Annotated in this window: 21 protein-coding genes and 1 pseudogene; 8 read left to right on the top strand and 14 right to left on the bottom strand. The window is 65.4% G+C overall.

Annotation, left to right across the window (positions count from 1 at the left end; genetic code table 11):
• Window positions 1-83: 83 nt before the first annotated feature.
• From BN972_RS05835 to BN972_RS05825, 4 genes are all read left to right on the top strand, one after another.
• On the top strand, window positions 84-650 hold the full coding sequence (locus tag BN972_RS05835) for a hemerythrin domain-containing protein (RefSeq protein ID WP_036353942.1): 567 nt from the start codon (window positions 84-86) through the stop codon (window positions 648-650).
• 8 nt (window positions 651-658) lie between these two features.
• A complete protein-coding gene (locus BN972_RS29465) occupies window positions 659-805 on the top strand; it encodes a hypothetical protein (protein ID WP_155768900.1) in 147 nt (48 codons plus the stop codon).
• An 87-nt stretch (window positions 806-892) separates the two neighbouring features.
• Window positions 893-2278: a protein adenylyltransferase SelO gene (locus BN972_RS05830; protein WP_390176201.1), complete on the top strand. Its 1386-nt coding sequence runs from the start codon at window positions 893-895 to the stop codon at window positions 2276-2278.
• 5 nt (window positions 2279-2283) lie between these two features.
• Window positions 2284-2733 (top strand): hypothetical protein, encoded by a 450-nt coding sequence (locus tag BN972_RS05825; protein ID WP_036353936.1) that lies wholly within the window; start codon window positions 2284-2286, stop codon window positions 2731-2733.
• On the opposite strand, the gene BN972_RS05820 is transcribed toward BN972_RS05825, so the two are convergent.
• The 6 genes from BN972_RS05820 to BN972_RS05795 are packed head-to-tail and all read right to left on the bottom strand — an operon-like array spanning window position 2714 to window position 7007.
• Window positions 2714-3097 (bottom strand): carboxymuconolactone decarboxylase family protein, encoded by a 384-nt coding sequence (locus BN972_RS05820; RefSeq protein ID WP_036353932.1) that lies wholly within the window; start codon window positions 3095-3097, stop codon window positions 2714-2716. The two genes, BN972_RS05825 and BN972_RS05820, sit on opposite strands and share 20 nt — an antisense overlap.
• Window positions 3098-3109: 12 nt before the next feature.
• Window positions 3110-3919 carry an SDR family oxidoreductase gene (locus BN972_RS05815; protein WP_235192371.1) on the bottom strand — a complete coding sequence of 270 codons (810 nt, stop codon included), beginning with the start codon at window positions 3917-3919 and terminating at the stop codon, window positions 3110-3112.
• Window positions 3920-4324, bottom strand: a complete 405-nt coding sequence (locus tag BN972_RS05810; protein WP_036353929.1) for a VOC family protein — start codon at window positions 4322-4324, stop codon at window positions 3920-3922.
• A gap of 16 nt (window positions 4325-4340) precedes the next feature.
• On the bottom strand, window positions 4341-5276 hold the full coding sequence (locus BN972_RS05805) for a DUF808 domain-containing protein (protein ID WP_036353927.1): 936 nt from the start codon (window positions 5274-5276) through the stop codon (window positions 4341-4343).
• Between the two features lie 52 nt (window positions 5277-5328).
• Entirely contained in the window at window positions 5329-6324 is a 996-nt protein-coding gene (locus BN972_RS05800) for a tocopherol cyclase family protein (RefSeq protein ID WP_036353924.1), read from the bottom strand.
• Between the two features lie 47 nt (window positions 6325-6371).
• The gene (locus BN972_RS05795) at window positions 6372-7007 is read right to left on the bottom strand and encodes a TetR/AcrR family transcriptional regulator (protein ID WP_036353921.1); all 636 of its coding nucleotides are present in this window, start codon (window positions 7005-7007) and stop codon (window positions 6372-6374) included.
• A gap of 91 nt (window positions 7008-7098) precedes the next feature.
• Here BN972_RS05795 and BN972_RS05790 point away from each other — a divergent pair, with 91 nt between their 5' ends.
• Both BN972_RS05790 and BN972_RS05785 read left to right on the top strand, forming a co-directional pair.
• A complete protein-coding gene (locus BN972_RS05790; RefSeq protein WP_036353918.1) occupies window positions 7099-8115 on the top strand; it encodes a Rieske 2Fe-2S domain-containing protein in 1017 nt (338 codons plus the stop codon).
• The gene (locus BN972_RS05785; protein ID WP_036353916.1) at window positions 8112-9185 is read left to right on the top strand and encodes an NAD(P)H-dependent amine dehydrogenase family protein; all 1074 of its coding nucleotides are present in this window, start codon (window positions 8112-8114) and stop codon (window positions 9183-9185) included. The genes BN972_RS05790 and BN972_RS05785 overlap by 4 nt, the downstream gene beginning before the upstream one ends.
• Window positions 9186-9192: 7 nt before the next feature.
• Here the strand turns inward: BN972_RS05785 and BN972_RS05780 are convergent, their stop codons facing one another.
• Genes BN972_RS05780 through BN972_RS05765 form a run of 4 tightly spaced genes read right to left on the bottom strand, consistent with a single transcriptional unit; the run spans window position 9193 to window position 12798 of the window.
• On the bottom strand, window positions 9193-9645 hold the full coding sequence (locus BN972_RS05780) for a universal stress protein (protein WP_036353912.1): 453 nt from the start codon (window positions 9643-9645) through the stop codon (window positions 9193-9195).
• Window positions 9646-9698: 53 nt separating this feature from the next.
• Window positions 9699-10712, bottom strand: a complete 1014-nt coding sequence (locus BN972_RS05775; RefSeq protein ID WP_036353910.1) for an NADP-dependent oxidoreductase — start codon at window positions 10710-10712, stop codon at window positions 9699-9701.
• A complete protein-coding gene (locus BN972_RS05770) occupies window positions 10709-11677 on the bottom strand; it encodes an LLM class F420-dependent oxidoreductase (protein ID WP_036353907.1) in 969 nt (322 codons plus the stop codon). The genes BN972_RS05775 and BN972_RS05770 overlap by 4 nt, the downstream gene beginning before the upstream one ends.
• A complete protein-coding gene (locus BN972_RS05765) occupies window positions 11674-12798 on the bottom strand; it encodes an acyl-CoA dehydrogenase family protein (protein WP_036353904.1) in 1125 nt (374 codons plus the stop codon). The genes BN972_RS05770 and BN972_RS05765 overlap by 4 nt, the downstream gene beginning before the upstream one ends.
• Window positions 12799-12878: 80 nt before the next feature.
• Here BN972_RS05765 and BN972_RS05760 point away from each other — a divergent pair, with 80 nt between their 5' ends.
• On the top strand, window positions 12879-13340 hold the full coding sequence (locus BN972_RS05760; RefSeq protein ID WP_036353901.1) for a winged helix-turn-helix transcriptional regulator: 462 nt from the start codon (window positions 12879-12881) through the stop codon (window positions 13338-13340).
• 6 nt (window positions 13341-13346) lie between these two features.
• Here the strand turns inward: BN972_RS05760 and BN972_RS05755 are convergent, their stop codons facing one another.
• Window positions 13347-13607, bottom strand: a complete 261-nt coding sequence (locus BN972_RS05755; protein WP_036353899.1) for a hypothetical protein — start codon at window positions 13605-13607, stop codon at window positions 13347-13349.
• Between the two features lie 3 nt (window positions 13608-13610).
• On the bottom strand, window positions 13611-14486 hold the full coding sequence (locus tag BN972_RS05750) for an oxygenase MpaB family protein (protein ID WP_235192370.1): 876 nt from the start codon (window positions 14484-14486) through the stop codon (window positions 13611-13613).
• A gap of 191 nt (window positions 14487-14677) precedes the next feature.
• On the opposite strand from BN972_RS05750, the gene BN972_RS05745 reads away from it, so the two are divergent.
• Window positions 14678-14902: a hypothetical protein gene (locus tag BN972_RS05745; protein ID WP_036353896.1), complete on the top strand. Its 225-nt coding sequence runs from the start codon at window positions 14678-14680 to the stop codon at window positions 14900-14902.
• A gap of 9 nt (window positions 14903-14911) precedes the next feature.
• Here the strand turns inward: BN972_RS05745 and BN972_RS29725 are convergent, their stop codons facing one another.
• Together BN972_RS29725 and BN972_RS29720 are read right to left on the bottom strand one after the other, a co-directional pair.
• A complete protein-coding gene (locus BN972_RS29725; RefSeq protein ID WP_036356658.1) occupies window positions 14912-15301 on the bottom strand; it encodes a VOC family protein in 390 nt (129 codons plus the stop codon).
• An 18-nt stretch (window positions 15302-15319) separates the two neighbouring features.
• Window positions 15320-15580 (bottom strand): annotated as a pseudogene (locus tag BN972_RS29720) (ArsR/SmtB family transcription factor); the annotation flags it as partial.
• Window positions 15581-15583: the final 3 nt, after the last annotated feature.

Raw genomic sequence — 15583 nt, 5'->3', positions numbered from 1 at the left:
CGGTTAGCAGGGGTATGCGATTGCCAGCGGCGCACAGCCCCGCGCGCCCTTCAGACTCCGCCACTTATGGAGGTGTATTCGGCATGTCCGAAATGATCGTTGAGACCCCCGATGAAGTTGTCAGCTTCCTCAAAGCCCAGCATGACCTGATCGAGGACATGTTCGACGAGGTGTTGCACGCCTCCGACCCGCAAGCCCGCGAGAAACCGTTCATCGAATTGCGCCAACTGCTCGCCGTGCACGAGACGGCCGAGGAAATGGTGGTGCACCCGAGGCTGCGCCGGGAAGCCGACGACGGCGATGCGATCGTCGAGGCGCTGCTGCACGAAGAGCACGAAGCCAAGGCGTTGTTGTCGAACATCGAGAACTTGGACGTCACGTCCCAGGAGTTCATCACCGAGCTGGCCAAGCTGCGCGACGCCGTGCTGGCCCACGCCGAACATGAGGAGCTCGAAGAGTTCCCCAAGTTGCAGAAGGAAGTGAACACCGACGACCTCAAGCGCATGGCGGCCGCGGTCAAAGCCGCCGAGGCCATCGCGCCGACCCGACCGCACCCGGGTGTGGAATCGGCGAAGCTCAACCTCGCCGTCGGGCCGTTCGCCTCGATGCTCGACCGCGCCCGTGACCTGATCAAGCAAGCAATCGGCTAGGAGCATTGATGAGTTCTCCCGAACCGCGCGAAGACCAGGACCCGGCCGCACAGGCAGCCGAAACCGCCGACGATGACAGCGTCGTCTCGCCGCCGGCATACCCCGCGTACTCCGTCCCTCCGCCGGAGGGGCTTGCGGGGAACGAAGACGGCTGAGCAAACCTGGATACCCTGGATCAAGTGAGCGTCACACCCGATATTGCCGTCGCCCTGCAGGATCGTTTTTCGCGTGAGCTGCCGGAGATGGCGGTGCCGTGGAAAGCCGAGGTACCGCCGGATCCGCGCCTGCTGGTGCTCAACGAGCCCTTAGCCGCCGAACTCGGCTTGAACCCCGAATGGTTGCGCAGCGGCGACGGATTGCGCTTCCTGGTGGGCAACCTGGTGCCCGACGGGGCCGCGCCGGTGGCGCAGGCTTACGCCGGTCACCAGTTCGGCGGTTACGTGCCACGACTCGGAGACGGGCGAGCCCTGCTGCTCGGTGAGGTGGCAGATACTCACGGACGGCTGCGCGACATCCACCTGAAGGGTTCGGGCCGTACGCCGTTCGCCCGCGCCGGCGACGGCCTGGCCGCGGTGGGACCGATGCTGCGCGAGTACATCATCAGCGAGGCGATGCACGCGCTGGGAGTGCCCACCACGCGATCCCTTGCGGTGGTCGCCACCGGACAACCGGTCGAGCGGGACACGGTCCTGCCGGGTGCGTTGCTGGTCCGCGTCGCGAGCAGTCACCTGCGCGTCGGTAGCTTCCAATATGCTTCCGCGACAAGGGATGTCGAGTTGCTGCGGCGGCTCGCCGACCATGCCATCGCACGCCACCACCCGCACGCCGCCGATGCCGAACGTCCTTACGTCGCACTGTTCGAAAGTGTCGTGGCAGCCCAGGCGTCGCTGGTGGCGAAATGGATGCTCATCGGGTTCGTGCACGGTGTGATGAACACCGACAACGTGACGATCTCCGGCGAGAGCATCGACTACGGACCGTGCGCGTTCATGGAGGCCTACGACCCCGACACCGTCTTCAGTTCGATCGACCACTGGGGGCGTTACGCCTACGGCAACCAGCCCACCATCGCCCAATGGAACCTGGCTCGTTTCGCCGAGGCGTTGCTCCCGTTGCTCTCCGAGGACCCCAATGAGGGAGTTATGTTGGCGGAGAACGCGTTCGGCGGCTTCCAGCACTATCACACCGCGTGGCAGTCGGGGATGGCCGCCAAGCTGGGCCTGGCCACCGAGGATGCCACGCCGCTGATCGACGACCTGCTCACCCTCCTGCAGGAGAGCCACGTCGACTACACCTCGTTCTTCCGTCACCTCGGCGACGCGGCACGTGGTGACACCGAAGCGGCGCGCGGACGCTTCGTCGACCCGGCACGCTTCGACGACTGGGCGAAGCGCTGGATGGCGCTGGGTCCCGATGCCGCGTTGATGGATCGGGTCAATCCGATCTACATTCCACGCAATCATCTCGTCGAGGAAGCGCTGGCCGCCGCGACGGCGGACGACCTCGAGCCGCTGAATCGGCTGCTCGACGCCGTCACCGCCCCGTACACCCCGCGGCCGGGGCTCGAGCGCTACGCGGCACCGGCGCCGGTGGATTTCGGCATCTACCGGACCTTCTGCGGCACCTAGTCAAAATGGTCGGCGTGTACCGCGCACCGCTGCGTTCCCGCAGCGACGACGTGGATCCGCGTGCCACCCTGGAGCACGCCCGCCGGAAAGGCTTGTGCGGCTTTGGGCAACGGGTGCGCACGCCCGCCGAACGGGACCGTCTCGAACGCCGCGTGGGTCGCTTCGCCGAGGTGCCAGACTTCTCGTTCGTGTGGACCCGCGACCCGGATGGGTTGTATTGGCTCGGCCGTATCGTCGGCCCATATTTCTATGACGACGACGATCGCGCGGCCGCGGTCGACCTGGTGCACGTGCGGCGGTGCGACTGGCTGCCCGAGCCGCTGCTGGAACCAGAGGTGCCCGCCGCGGTCGTCGCCACCTACGGCCGCGGCGGCCGCAACTTCCAGCAGACCCATCACCCGTCGGTCAGTCAACAGACACAACGAATCTGGGACGCTACTCGGTCGGATCGGTAGTTCTCAAGACGGTGCTCGCAATGTTGCGGGCGCTGGCGGCCGCGGGGTAGCCGGCGTAGCCGGCGGCGTGGTAAATCACCTCTTCGACCTCTTCGGCGGTGAGGCCGTTGCGCAGCGCGATCGGGAAATGAACCTTGAGTTCCTCGCCGGCGCGCAGGGCGATCAGCACGCCCAAGGTGACCAGGCTGCGGGATCGCCGGTCCAGGCCCGGTCGGGTCCACAGCGCGCCGAAGACGTGGTCGAGCGCGAGGTCACCCAGTTCGTCAGCGAAACCACCGCCCCGGGTCGATGTCAGGTCGTCCGGCATCAGGCCCGGCAACATTTCGCGAAAGACGTTGAGCCCCTGTGTTCTCAGGTCGGACAAGGTAGTGCCTTTCTATGCGTTGGGTTCGCGGGAGATCTGGTAGTCGATGAACGCATCCCAGTCGTCGACGCGGCGGCGCAACAGCTCACGCACGCTTGGATGCGAGGTCACGAAGAAGCGATTCGCCAGGATCGCCTCAACCACAAGCTCGCCGACCGTCGCGGCATCGAGCAACTCGAAATCGCCGGGCAGTCGCATGGGCGCACCCGAGCCGAAACTGGGGACGTCGCGGGCGATGTTTGTCAGCACCGGGCCCGGACACAACAAGGTGACCCCGATGTTCTTGGGCCGCAGATAGATCGCGAGGGCCTCGCTGATCTGCACAATGGCAGCCTTGGTCGCCGCGTAGGGCATCCGGTCGTAGGAATAGGTGTACAGGCCGGCCAATGAGGACGTGTTGACGATGTGCCCCTCGGCCTGGCCCAGCAGCACCGGCAGGAACGCGCTGTTGCTGCGGATGACGGACATGAGGTTGATGTCGATGATCCGCTGCCACTCCGCCATCGGAATATCCTCGGGCAGACCGTTGGTGAGCACACCGACGTTGTTCATCACGATGTCCACCCGGCCGAATGTCTCGATTGTCCAGTCGCGCAACGCTTCGAAGGTATCGGGGACGGCTACGTCGGCCGCATAGCAGACCGCCGTCATCCCGTTGCCGGTGATGTCGGCGGCGACATCCGCGTTCGCGTCGCGGTCGACAGCAACCACCGAGACCCCTCTCCGGGACAGCGCACGAGCGGTGGCCAGTCCGATCCCGCTGGCGGCGCCGGTAATGACCGCGACCTTGCCCTGCAGCGTTCGCATCGGTTCGGCCCCCACCTACTTCTCGACCAGGACCTCACCCTCGAGTCCATCAGGATCACGGAAGAACACGCTGCGCACGGTGCCGAAATCGTTCACGGTGCCGTCACTGGCGCCCTGCTCGACCAGCCTTCGCCGTATCGTCTCGAAACTCTGGGCCGACGCCGCCTGCAGACCGAAGTGGTCGAGCCGTCCCCGTCCCCACATCGGTGTCTGACGGTCGGGCTCGTGATTGCCTTCGATGGTCACCACATTGAGCTCCGTGTGGGGCCCGATGCGGATCATTGTCATCGTCTCGTCGCCCTTCTCGCCGTGCGGCTTGGTCGGGCCGACCTCAGCCTCGAAAACCTCGGTGTAAAACACCCGTAACCGGTCGATGTCCTTGGCGATAAGCGCGATGTGGTTGATCCCGTTCAGTAGCACGGCCGCTCCTTCGGTTTCAGCTTGCCGACGAGGAATGGCGGCGCCGCAGAGATTGCACCAGGTGCACGATGGTTACCACCACGGCGCCGACAATCGACCCGACGACCGCCGACAGGCCGGTGTTGACCAGCCAGCCCAGCACGCCGCCGACCGCACCGCCGGCGTGATGCACCCACAGCTCGGCATGATGCACCCAGCCATAGGGGGTGTGCCACCCGACGTGTTCGCTTCCCGTGAGCAGGATGTGACCGCCCACCCAGAGCATTGCGGCGGTCCCGACCACCGAGAGCACGGAGAGCAGTTTGGGCATCCCGGCCACCAGGCCGCGTCCGATCGTCCTGGCCCATCGGGAAGATGTCTGGGTGAGGCGCAGCCCGACGTCGTCCATCTTGACGATTGCGCCGACCACGCCATAGACCGCGACCGTGATCACCAGCGCGACGATGATCAGGATTACCAGCCGCGGCACGAAACCCAGTTTGGCAACCTCGTTGAGCGCGATCACCATGATCTCGGCAGACAGGATGAAGTCCGTCCGGATCGCCCCGCTCACCATGTGATTCTCGCTCTCCGGTCCGGCGTCGTCATGCTCGTGACCGGTCAGGCTGCTCCAAACCTTCTCGGCCCCTTCGTAACACAGGTACGTCGCCCCGAGCATCAGGATCGGACTGAGCAGCCAGGGCGCGAACTGACTGAGCAGCATCGCGCCGGGCAGGATGAACAGCAGCTTGTTGCGCAAGGATCCGAGGCCGATGCGCTTGATGATCGGCAATTCGCGCTCGGCGGAGATCCCTTCGACGAATTGGGGCGTCACCGCGGTGTCGTCGATGACCACCCCGGCGGCCTTCGCCGTCGCCCGTCCGGCCGCACCGCCGATGTCGTCCAGCGACGCCGCGGTCAGCCGCGCGAACAGCGCGACATCGTCGAGGAGTGCGAACAGACCCGCACTCATCGCGTCTGCTCCATGGCGCTGAAGATTACCGGGATTACCACCGATCGGCCCATCACGCCGGCCTGCTGCCGATTTCCAGACCGGCCAGCGTAGAGGTGCCTTCGAAGATGGTGCGGCCCCATTCCCGGACCTGCAGGTGCAGGGTCCCGGCCAGGTGTTCGTAATCGGTGTCGATGTTGCGGCGCTCGGCCGGCAACGGCACCGGCAGCACATGCGGTCCGGCTGACGTGCCCCGCCCGTCGAGTTCTACGCGATAACGCGCGGTGCGTGCGACGATGTGCCATCGCTGCAAGTCGCAGCTGGACGCCACCAGAGCCGGCGGAGTAAGTCGCAGCACTCGATCGCCAAGCCGCACAACGACTCCCGTCACATCGCGTTTCAACGGCCCCAACTCGAGCTGGCCGCCGGAGAAGGCCACTGATACATCGGCATCACCGAAATCGTGGGCCTGTCCCCACCACCAGCGCAACGGAAAGCCGGCTCCCCAGTTGCGTTCGCAATACAGCGTGGCATCGGTGAAGGCCCACTCTTGATTTCGGTGCGTCACCGTCCCGGACGCTTTACCGCCCAGTCGGTACGGATGCCAGTACTGGTTCAAGAAGGGCACGGAAGAGAACACGCCGCCACCGCCGAAGGGTTTCGGCCACTCGTACGGCTCGTGGAAGGTCAGGTCGACTCCGGTGTCACCGAGGATGATCTTCAGCCGCTCCCGGCTCGCGTCGATGAAGTCTCCGCCCGAGTCGGCTTGCACCGAGAACTGCCGTCGGTCGGCCCGCACGCCGTCGACCACCGCCGACTGCACCACCCCACCGGGGTGCAATGCGATCGCCGCGGTCGACCAGTCCCCGGCGGGGTGCCGATTAGCGCTGCACAGGGCGACCACCACACGTCCCTCGGCTGGATCAGAGAGCCGCCAGAACCAGCCCTCCATCTCGGTGCCATGGGACGGGACGGGATCCCCGAACGGGACGTCGGCGCCGCTGCGCCGATACAACGAGACCAGCTTCGGGATGACCCCGGCATTTGCCACCGAACCGACGACCTTCACACCTCATTTGGTACCCGCCGCCTCCGGGGATGAACCCGTGCGCTCACTCACTCGCCGCTGGCCGCCGATTCGGCGAGGTAGGCGACGATGGCATTGGTCAGCCCACGACGCGCCTCGTCGAGATCGGCGTAACTACCCAACTGGCGTTCCGAGACCAGGCCGCGCATCGCACCCGGGATGAGGGTGGCGACCTCGTGCACCCGCTGCGGGTCGACCCGCAGGTCGGCGAACGCATTCTGACAGGTGGCGTGCCAGCCCTGCCCCCACGACCGCAGCTCGGCCGCGGTGCGCGGGTACAACCGGTCGAGTTCGCTGGGCTCGCGCGGCAATGCCGCCCGTAGGTTCTCGATCGCCCGCGAATCGGGGGCGGTCAGACCGTCGTAGAGCGTGTCGATGATTTCCGACACCCTGGCGCGCAGCGACGCTCCGGTGTCGGGGTTGGCGAACAGGTTGGCCCGACGCTGCGCGGTGTGGTGCAGTACGGCCGCCCAGAACCCGTCGGCATCGCCGAACTGGTACTGCACAGTCCCCCAGGTCACGCCGATCTGTTTGGCGATGCGGTTGGCCGACACGGCGCCCGGGTCCCCGGAGGCAAGCGCCGTCACCGCCGCTTGCAGCATGGCCTCGCGGGTGGCCAGGCCACGCCGGTTGGCCCTACGTCCCGCGCTGTCAGCCACCGCCATTGGCGCATCGTAGCGCGAAAATCCACGTTTCGTTGACTCCTTTATGAATCTTTCATAGAGTGCTTGATGATCAGACAGAGAGGACCGGCGGATGGCCAAGCCCCCTTTGTCGATGAAGCCAACCGGGTGGTTCCAGGTGGCATGGTCCGACGAGATCGGCATCGGCGAAGTCCACACCATGAAGTATTTCGATCAGGAGATGGTCGCTTGGCGGGCCGCCTCGGGTCAGCTCACCGTAATGAATGCCTACTGCGAGCATCTGGGTGCGCACCTGGGCTACGGCGGGACAGTGGTGGGCGAGGCTCTGCAATGCCCTTTCCACGGCTGGCAATGGAGTCAGGAGGGACGCAACGTCTGCATCCCCTACCAGGACCGGCCGAATCGTGGCCGGCGGGTCCGCACCTACCCGGTGGTGGAACGCAACGAGTCGGTCTACATCTGGCATGACATTGAAGGCCGCGCACCGTTTTTCGATGCCCCCGATGTGTTTGCCAGCTTCGCCGACGGCAGCGGTCCCGCGGACTACTACCCGCAACAGCGACTGTTCCGGCAGGACCTGGAGCTACACCCGCAGTACGTGCTGGAAAACGGGGTCGACTTCGCCCACTTCAAATACGTGCACAGCACGCCGATCGTGCCGATATTCACCCGGCACGACTTCGGCGAGCCGGTCTCCTATGTGGATTTCACCATCACCTTCGAGGGCGATGATCGGCAGCGCATCGAAGACGTCAAGAGCGGTGTAGAAGCCATCAACGGCGGCCTTGGCGTCGCCGTGACCAAGAGCTGGGGGATGGTGGACAACCGCACCATTTCGGCGGTCACTCCCGTCGACGAAGCCACGTCCGACGTCCGATTCATGGTCTACATCGGCCGCGTCCCCGGCCGCGACGACGAGCGCGCTGAAGCCAAGGCGCGCATGTTCGGGGACGAGGTGATCCGGCAGTTCGTCCAGGATGTGCACATCTGGTCACACCAGCGCTACTCCGATCCACCCGCGCTCGCAACGGCGGAATACGAGGGATTCACCGCAATTCGCAACTGGGCCAAGCAGTTCTATCCCGACGGCAAGCACTCGACTCGACCCCTGGAAAGGGCCACCACATGACGATCAAAGTCTTTCAGGTTGCCACCGGCAATGTCGGCACGGAGATGATCAAGCGCATCGCCGATCATCCCGACCTGGAACTGATTGGCGTGCATTGCTATTCGCCGGAGAAGATCGGAAAGGACGTCGGTGAGTTAGTCGGCCTGCCGCCCAACGGCGTCACCGCAACCGGCAGCATTGATGAGATCATCGATGCGCGGCCTGATGTACTGACTTTTCACGGCGTGTTCCCCGACGAGGATCTGTACGTCAAAGTCCTCGAAGCCGGGATCAACATTGTCACTACCGCCGACTGGATCACCGGCTGGCACCGTGACCGCAACCACCCACACCATTCCGGCAAGCCGGTCACCCAACTGCTGGCCGAAGCGTGCGCGAAGGGCGGGTCCACGTTCTACGGCACCGGCATGAACCCCGGGGTCAATCAGATTCTGGGCGTGGTGTGTTCGGCCGACGTCGCCGAGATCGAGAACGTCACCACCATCGAGTCGGTCGATGTGTCGTGCCACCACTCCAAGGACACCTGGATCGAGGTCGGTTACGGGCTTCCCGTCGACCACCCCGACATACCGGGCAAATTGGAGAAGTACACCCGTGTCTTCGCCGACAGCGTTTTGATGATGGCCGATTGCTTCGACATCAAACTCGACGAGGTGAAGTTCGACTACGAATTGGGCGCCTGCACCAAGGATGTCGACCTTGGCTGGTACACGCTGCCCAAGGGTTCGCTGGGCGGCAACTACATCAAATATCAGGGCATGGTGGCAGGCGTGCCGCGGGTGGAGACGCATCTGGAATGGCAGATGACGCCGCACACCGACCCGCACTGGGATATCAAGGGCTGCTACATCACTCAGATCAAGGGCGACCCGTGCATCTATAACAAGCACATGATTTTCCCCAAGCCCGGCGTCGACCTGTCAAATCCCGACAACTTCGCCTCGATCGGCATGACGGTCACCGGGCTGCCCGCGCTGAACTCGATCAAGTCGGTCCTCGCCGCTCCCCCGGGACTGATCACCAGTGCGGACCTGCCGCTGCGCGGATTCGCCGGCCGCTTCAAGATCTAGGGAACGGTCAGTCCTGGGTCTCGACGACCAGTACCTCGGTGTTGGCTCGGCGTGACACCGTGCGGGGCACGGACCCGACGACCCGCCCGACCAGCGACTTGTTTCCGACGTCGCCCACCACCAGCAGGTCGGCGTCGACGTCTTCCGCGAGTTGCAGCAGGGCGTCGACCGGCGAACCTTCAACGGCACGCTCCTCCACCTCGGTGGCACCGGCGTCGCGCGCCCGCGAGGCGGCCTTGCGCAGCATCTCATACACCGGGGCGTTGCCCTCATTCCGGTATTTCTCGTTGCGATGCTGGTCGGGATCGGGCCCGGCGCGTCCATGGTCGGAGTCGGTGAACGCCGACGCGACGATCAGCTTGGCACCCGATTCGGCAGCGATCGCCGCCGCGCGGTCGACCGCGCGGAACGACGTGTCCGATCCGTCGGTGCCCACCACCACGACCTGGTATTTGCCCATCTGAACCTCCCGAGGTGTCCAGGATTGACTAACCGCTGGCCACGCTTTTGAAACTACGAACCGTCCAGGGCCAGGATCAGTTTGCCGGTGTTGTCGCCACGAAAAAGCGCGAGCAATGCGTCAGGGAAGTCACCGACATCGCCGTGGACGACCTGCTCGTGCGAACGCAGTTCCCCGCTGCGCAGCCAATCCGCCAGCCGCACAACGGCTTCGCCGTAGCGATCGGCGTAATCGAAGATGACGAAACCGGTCATGGACGCCCGAGCAACCAGCAACTGCATGTAGTTGGCGGGGCCGCGCAACTCGTCGGTGGCGTTGTATTGCGAAATGGCCCCGCAGACGACGACGCGGGCCCCGCGCGCCAGGCGCGCCAGGGCGGCTTCCAGCGTCGCTCCCCCGACATTGTCGAAGAAAACATCAATACCGTTGGGCGCGTGCACCTTCAGTTGCCGGCGCAGATCACCCGCCCGGTAGTCGATCGCAGCGTCGAACCCGAGTTCTTCGACCAGCCAGCGGCACTTGTCCGGACCGCCGGCGATGCCGACCACCCGGCAACCGTGGATCCGCGCTATCTGTCCCGCGATGCTGCCGACCGAACCGGCAGCCCCCGAGACCACGACCGTTTGTCCCGGCTGCGGCCGGCCGACATCAAGGAGTCCGAAATAGGCCGTCAGGCCGCTGATTCCCAGTGCACCGAGATGCACCGGCGCGGGCGCCAGCGTAGTGTCCACCGGCGTCACATCCCGGCCGTCGGAGATCGCGTAACGCTGGACTCCGAATGTGCCGTACACCTCGTCGCCGACGGCGAACTGCGGGTGTCGCGAATCGATTACGCGTCCAATGGCGCCCGCGCGCATCACCTCGCCGATCTCGACCGGCGGCACGTAGGACCGTCCGGCGTTCATCCAGGTACGCATCGCCGGGTCGACAGAAAGGTATTCGACCCGCACCAGGAACTGGCCATCGGAAACGGTCCCGACCGGTTCTTCATCGATCTGCCAATCGGAGACCTTGGGCAGTCCGACGGGGCGGCTGGCCAGCCGGCATACGGTGTTGGTGCGTGTCACGATCGGTCTCCTTCGGCGAGTGCGGCAAGGGTCGCCCGGCCACCCGGGTCTTCGGCGGTAGAGGGCACCACGGCGAGGCAGTCGGCGCCCGCTTCCCGGTAGGCACGCAAGCGCGCGCCGATGCGCTCCGCGGAACCCAACGCGCCCACGCTGTCGAGCAGTTCGACGGGGATCTCGGCCGCCAGCGCACGCCGCGGGGCGCCGGCTCGCGCCCTGGCCACCAAATGACCGAAGCCGAGCGCGGCGAACATCTCCCCATACCCGGGTGGGGCGAGGTACACGGCCACCTGACCGGCCAGTTGAGCGTGCGCGGCGGCGCCCGGATCGACGGCCACCGGCACCCATACCGTCAGCCGAGGCGGCGGGCGGTCGGTCGCGGCATCGTCGAGCAGGCTACGCACCTCGGCCACCCGGGCGGGTGAAGCGAGGTTGAGCACCACCTCGTCGGCATGCCGGGCCGCCAGCCGGAGCATCCCGGAACCGAAGGCGCCCAGAGCAATCCGGGTTTGTGGACTCGGCCTGCGCAACCGGAAGCCGTGGCTTTCGACGTGCCGACCGGAGTAGTCGACCCGCACGCCATCCAGCATCGGCCGTAGGCATTCGATCGTTTCACGCATGACGGTGACGTGGTGAGCCCAGGGACGGTGGTGCCAGCCGGCCACAATCACCGGACTCGAGGCGCCCAACGCGATGTCGACCCGGCTGCCGGTCAGCGAGGCGACGGTACTGACCCCCAGCGCAAGCGTTACCGGGCCGCGCACCCCGACGGCCAACGGTCCGATCTTGAGCGCCAGCCCAGGGGCCTGCAGCCCGATCGCGGTCGCCAGCGCGAACGCGTCGTAGGTCGCCATCTCGCCGATCCAGAGCGCATCGAACCCAGTCCGCGCCGCCGTGAGCGCGATCTGTACAGCCTCCTCATCGGGCCGGTCGAGCCAAAACGGGAGGACGACTTCGATCGCTGTCACAGCATCGTGACGTCGGCGGGCTGGCCGAGCAGGACCCGACCGGGCAGCTCACGCGATGCCTCGTTGACTTGGAAGTGGGCGGTGGCGGTGAACGCGTCGCGGAATCGGCGCTGCAGCGGGGAATCGTCGTAGATAGCACTACTGCCCGCAAGGTCATACAGGGTGCGCACCACGTCGGCCGATGTACGCGCCGCATGGGTCGCGGCCAGCCGGAGGCGGTTGCGCAAATCCACTGGCACCGGCTCGGATTCGTGACTGGCCTGCCAGGCGGTGTCGATCGCCTCGTAATACAGCGCGCGCGCCGCGCTCAACGACGACTCAGCCGTCGCCGCCGCCGCCTGCGTGGCCGGGCGTTCGGCCAAGGTCCGCGTGGACCCGAGTCCCTTTTTGCCGGCGGCCAATTCGGTGAAGTCGTCGATAGCCGCGCGGGCATTGCCCAGCGTGGCCGCACCGATCGACAGCGCGAAGAACCCGAACACCGGGAACCGGTACAGCGGCCGGTCCAGTACAGGACCGTCGAACAACGAGAACACCCGATCGGACGGGACGAAAAGCTCATCGGCGACGGTGTCGTGGCTGCCGGTGCCGCGCAAACCCAACGTGTGCCAGTTGTCGAGTACCCGCAGCTGGTCCTTGGGCAGCGCGACGACCGACGGGACGCGCCCGTCGTCGACGAAACAGCCGGCGAAAAGTACGTCCGCGTGCGTGATTCCGCTACAGAACGGCCACCGCCCGGAGACGACCACGCCGCCGTCAACGGATCGCGCCTTGCCCCGCGGTGCCCACACCCCGGCGGCGACGCCCCTTCCGCCGCCGAACATCTCGTCGCGGACGGCGGGTGGCAAATACGCGACCAGCAGGGCGCTGGTGATCGCGATCGACACGCACCAACCCGCCGCGGCATCACCGCGGGCGATCGCTTCCGCGCACCGCAGTGCGATCGGTGGCTCCAGCTCGAGTGCGTCGACCTCGCGCGGCATGGTCGCGCGCAGCAGACCGGCGTCGTTGAGGCGATCGACGAGGTCCGGCGCGAGCCTGCGTTCGCGTTCGGTCTGCGCCGACACCTCCCGAGCCGAGAGTGCGATTTTCTCGGCGACAACTTCGAAATCAGGGTGGCTCATCAGCGGCTCCCGGTAGCGGTGACGGTTCAATTACGTTACCACGTGCGGTTCAGTATTGAAACCGGTACAGTTAGTGAACTATGTCGGCCGCCGATCTGTCCCACCGCTTCCAGGGCGAATCCGTTGGCCGCGCTTTGGAGTTGGTCGGCGAGCGCTGGACGCTGCTGATCCTGCGTGAGGCGTTCTTCGGTGTGCAGCGTTTTGGCCAGCTGGCGCGCAATCTCAATATCCCGCGGCCCACGCTGTCGACACGGCTGCGGATGCTGGTGGACGTAGGCCTCTTGGACCGGGTGCCCTATTCGCAGGATCCCGAGCGTTACGAATACCGCCTCACCGACGCGGGCCGCGAGCTCTTCGGGGCGATCGTCGTGCTGATGCACTGGGGAGACCGGCATCTACCCCTGCCGGGTGGGCCACCAATTGTGTTGCGCCACAATCATTGCGGCGAGATCGCTGACCCGCGCCTGGTTTGCGCCCACTGCGAGCAGGAGATCACCGCGCGCAACGTGACGCCCGAGGCAGGGCCGGGTCTTCGGGAGTAGTGCCGGTCAAGGCGCCGGGCAGGCGTCCGCGATCGGGATCGAAGCCGGCCAGAAGGCTGTCGTCAGCCCGAATGCCGCGATGTCGGCGCCCGTGGGCATCACCACCGACAGCCGCGCCTCGATCCGCTCCACCTGCGCGGTGTGTAAAACGGCCCAGACGAAACCAATGGTCAGGTAGGGAACCGCCAGCCACAGCGCCAGCTCGATCAGGGCTGCGACACTGAGCTGGTGGCCCAGTACTCGGCGCAGCCGATCCATCGCGGTCATAAGTCAGATCAGCGGACGGCCCCGCCGCACCCGGCTGCGCACATCCGCGAGCAGGACGTGGCTGCCGCCCTGGCGAACGAAGGGCGGCAGGAAGCGGTTGACGAAAGCTACTAGCAGGAACAGGTATTCGAAGCGGCGTTGCTTCGCCTTGCTCCAGGAGACGCCGAGTGCGTCCCGAAAGACCGGCGCCAGGAAGCCGACGGTCAAGAACTTCAGCAATCGATGGAACGGCAGCCGCAGCAGTGGATTGATCATGCGGAGGTCGATCAGCTCCATCAGATAGTTTCCGACGACCTCGCCCACCTCGACCTGTCGGCATGCCTCGATCCAGTAGTCGTCGAAGGCTTTTCGGGTCGGCGGCCACTGGTCTTCCCGGACTTGCAGGGTGGTGCCCAGTGTCCAGGCGGAGCGGTAGAACTGTTCGGCCTGCTCGTCGTTCATCGGCCCGCGCAATAGCTGATAGGTGTCTTCCAACCCGACGAACAGGCAAGCGGCCACCCACATCTGCAGGTCTCGATCGAATGCGTTGTAGCGGACCGGACTTTCCGGCGTCGACTTCACGTGCCGGTGCGCCCCGTCGACGGCCGCCCGGAAGGCGGTGCGATCCTTCGGCGACCCGAAGACCGCTACGGCCAGATACTGAAACGTGGTCCGCGCCCGCTTCCAGGGATGCTTCAACAGATTGCCGGAGTCGACCTTCGACTCCACCACCCCATAGCCCACACCCGGCCGGGACAACTGCATGATCACATTTGCCGCGCCGGCAGCGAACGCCCAGAAATCCATCGCCTCGCGAATATCGACCGGGGCATCGGTCCAGCGGGCCGTCCGCCGGGTGACGCGGATGCGGGCGTCCTCGAGGGACAGCGTGGCGCGCACGACAGACGGACTATCTGGAACAGACATTCACAGAGCCCGCAGTCCCAAGCGCCATGCCATGCCTGAAATGTAACCCTATCAGGCAGTGTGTGGGTCGTATCTGACGACAAAGGAACATAGATTTTCTGGAATATCGGTTAACATATTGGTACTCGATTTCATCCCGGACGCACTCTCCACGAGGGCCGAAGATGCTTACCAGGCTGCGCGACCTGCTCGATTACAAGATGACCATTGCCGAGTGGCTGGGGCTGGCCGTCATCCTCGGCATCCCGTATTTCCTGGTGGGACTGGTGTGGTCGTCGACGCACACCGAGCACTTGCAACGCCTGCACGGCGCCGACCTGGTGGTGTCCTTCCTGGGTTCGATCGTGTCCTGGCCGGTCCTGCTGTTTTCGAATGTCTGCATGACCTGAGGCGCGCCGTCAGCCGCGCAGGTGCGTGATCTGGATGAGGTTGCCGCAGGTGTCGTCGAGCACGGCCGTGGTCACCGGTCCCATGTCGGCGGGCGGCTGGGTGAATAGCACTCCGAGCCCGCTCAGCCGCTGATACTCCGCGTGCACATCGTCGACTTCGAAGGATGTGAACGGGATGCCGTCGGCGATCAACGCCTCCTTGAACGGCTTGGCCGCCGGATGCTGGTCGGGCTCGAGGACCAATTCGGTGCCGTCCGGATCCTCTGGGGACACCACGGTGATCCATCGATGTTCGCCCATCGGCACGTCGTGCTTCTGCTTGAAACCGAGGATTTCGGTGTAGAACCGCAGCGCTTTGTCCTGGTCGTCGACCAGCACACTGGTGAGATGGATTCTCATGGTGTTCCCTTCCCCGTTCAGCCACCGGGCAACGATCGGCTCGAGCGGCGCGGTGTTGATGTAGTGGAACTTGTATCGGCCTTCGCGGCGCACCTCGACCAGGCCGGCGTCCTCAAGAACGTCCAGATGCTGCGAGATTGCCTGCCGAGATGAGCTCATGCCGTGCTTCGTCGTCAGGCGCGCGCAGATCTCGAACAGCGTCTGCCCGGTTCGGTCGGTCAGTTCGTCCAGGATGGTGCGACGCGTGGGGTCGGCCAAGGCCTTGAAGACGTCCCCCACCCA

The sequence above is a fragment of the Mycobacterium asiaticum DSM 44297 genome, assembly GCF_000613245.1.
Taxonomy (GTDB): domain Bacteria; phylum Actinomycetota; class Actinomycetes; order Mycobacteriales; family Mycobacteriaceae; genus Mycobacterium; species Mycobacterium asiaticum.
Note: the sequence above shows the minus strand (reverse complement) of the source record. Positions and strands in the feature narration are given on the sequence as shown.

What these genes read in the sequence shown, in the direction of transcription:
- BN972_RS05835 (WP_036353942.1), top strand. Translation starts at nt 84, where the DNA reads ATGTCCGAAATGATCGTTGAGACCCCCGATGAAGTTGTCAGCTTCCTC.
- BN972_RS29465 (WP_155768900.1), top strand. Translation starts at nt 659, where the DNA reads ATGAGTTCTCCCGAACCGCGCGAAGACCAGGACCCGGCCGCACAGGCA.
- BN972_RS05830 (WP_390176201.1), top strand. Translation starts at nt 893, where the DNA reads ATGGCGGTGCCGTGGAAAGCCGAGGTACCGCCGGATCCGCGCCTGCTG.
- BN972_RS05825 (WP_036353936.1), top strand. Translation starts at nt 2,284, where the DNA reads ATGGTCGGCGTGTACCGCGCACCGCTGCGTTCCCGCAGCGACGACGTG.
- BN972_RS05805 (WP_036353927.1), bottom strand. Translation starts at nt 5,276, where the DNA reads ATGAGTGCGGGTCTGTTCGCACTCCTCGACGATGTCGCGCTGTTCGCG.
- BN972_RS05795 (WP_036353921.1), bottom strand. Translation starts at nt 7,007, where the DNA reads ATGGCGGTGGCTGACAGCGCGGGACGTAGGGCCAACCGGCGTGGCCTG.
- BN972_RS05790 (WP_036353918.1), top strand. Translation starts at nt 7,099, where the DNA reads ATGGCCAAGCCCCCTTTGTCGATGAAGCCAACCGGGTGGTTCCAGGTG.
- BN972_RS05785 (WP_036353916.1), top strand. Translation starts at nt 8,112, where the DNA reads ATGACGATCAAAGTCTTTCAGGTTGCCACCGGCAATGTCGGCACGGAG.
- BN972_RS05780 (WP_036353912.1), bottom strand. Translation starts at nt 9,645, where the DNA reads ATGGGCAAATACCAGGTCGTGGTGGTGGGCACCGACGGATCGGACACG.
- BN972_RS05765 (WP_036353904.1), bottom strand. Translation starts at nt 12,798, where the DNA reads ATGAGCCACCCTGATTTCGAAGTTGTCGCCGAGAAAATCGCACTCTCG.
- BN972_RS05760 (WP_036353901.1), top strand. Translation starts at nt 12,879, where the DNA reads ATGTCGGCCGCCGATCTGTCCCACCGCTTCCAGGGCGAATCCGTTGGC.
- BN972_RS05755 (WP_036353899.1), bottom strand. Translation starts at nt 13,607, where the DNA reads ATGACCGCGATGGATCGGCTGCGCCGAGTACTGGGCCACCAGCTCAGT.
- BN972_RS05745 (WP_036353896.1), top strand. Translation starts at nt 14,678, where the DNA reads ATGCTTACCAGGCTGCGCGACCTGCTCGATTACAAGATGACCATTGCC.
- BN972_RS29725 (WP_036356658.1), bottom strand. Translation starts at nt 15,301, where the DNA reads ATGAGAATCCATCTCACCAGTGTGCTGGTCGACGACCAGGACAAAGCG.